Source organism: Bacillus sp. P4_D3 (assembly GCF_056401855.1).
Window position 1 is genome coordinate 1 of record NZ_JBFUIN010000791.1, and the last position, 1,342, is coordinate 1,342.

The 1,342-nt window shown below is 37.3% G+C and carries 1 protein-coding gene; it reads left to right on the forward strand.

Annotated features, from left to right (window positions below; genetic code table 11):
• The first annotated feature begins 118 nt into the window (after positions 1 to 118).
• Entirely contained in the window at positions 119 to 1,246 is a 1,128-nt protein-coding gene (locus tag AC1DTM_RS26730; RefSeq protein ID WP_016105845.1) for an alkene reductase, read from the forward strand.
• The last annotated feature ends 96 nt before the right edge of the window (positions 1,247 to 1,342 follow it).

Below are 1,342 nucleotides of genomic sequence, written 5' to 3' on the forward strand. Positions count from 1 at the left end.
TTATTATTCTATTTGTTTAATATTCGAATCTTTAATGTTAAAGACGTATAAATTGACGTTACTATTTAAAAGTAAGTATGATGCGATTATAGTAATTTTTTTATAAGGGGGAAGAAAAATGACAAGTTCAAACAATAAAGCAGCAAATATTTATGCAGGAACAAATATAAATAATTGGGGATCTTTTGAAAACATTGATGAAACAAAGGTGTTTGATCCGATTCAAATTGGATCTTGGTCTCTTCGTAATCGCATAGCGATGGCACCGATGACGAGATGTTTTGCAAATAATGAGACTGGGGTAGTTGGTACTGATGTAGTAGAGTATTACCAAAAACGTGCTGCGGATGGGATTGGATTAATTATTACAGAAGGAATTGTCATTAGCCCGAGAGCAAAAGGGAATCCAGGAGTGCCAGGTATTTATACACAAGCGCAAATTGATTCTTGGAAACCTGTTACAGAGGCAGTACATAAAGAAGGCGGAACGATTATTGCTCAAATATGGCATGTTGGACGTATGAGTCATCACGAAATAATTGGTGGTCAAATGCCGCAAGCACCGTCTGCTATTGCTGCGGAGGGTAATGTTCCGCGTTTTCGTAAACCGTTTGATATACCAGAAGCAATGACAATAGAAGAAATAAAAGAAGTTATCGGTCAATATGCACAAGCTGCAAAAAACGCAATCGAAGCTGGGTTTGATGGAGTAGAAATTCACGGTGCACATGGATATTTAATTGATCAATTTACTTATGAATTTGCAAATAAGCGCACAGATAAATATGGCGGGGACTTAAAGCAAAGGTTAACATTTATGAAAGAAGTAACGGAGGCTGTAATTGAAGCAGTTGGAGCTAATAAAACGCTGCTTCGCTTCTCTGCCTTTAAAGGTGATAACCCTGCCTATATGTGGGGAAACCCAGAATTTGCGATTGAAACTTTTGTAAATATGTTCAAAGAAGTTGGATTAACGATGATTCACCCTTCAACGATGAATTATACGCAAGTTATTGCTGACGGAAAGAATTTTCATCAATTAGTAAGAAAATACTGGGATGGTACTATTGTTGGGGTGGGTAATTTGAATCCGAAAGAGGCAGAAGAAGCATTGCAAGAAGGAACAATTGATGTAGCGGCGTTCGGAAGACCATTAATCGCTAACCCAGATTTTGTTCATCGAATTAAAAATGCTGAAAGTTTAGTTGAATATGACGCGAAAGAGCATCTTGCTACGTTAGTGTGAATAAGGATAAAAAGAGAACACATCGAGTGTTCTCTTTTTATTATGGAATTTCATATATAGGGGGAAGCGGAATGAGTGAAGCGCTACTCGTTATTA

Bases quoted from the DNA above. Each gene is read 5' to 3' on its own strand.
- AC1DTM_RS26730 (WP_016105845.1), top strand. From the start codon at position 119: ATGACAAGTTCAAACAATAAAGCAGCAAATATTTATGCAGGAACAAAT.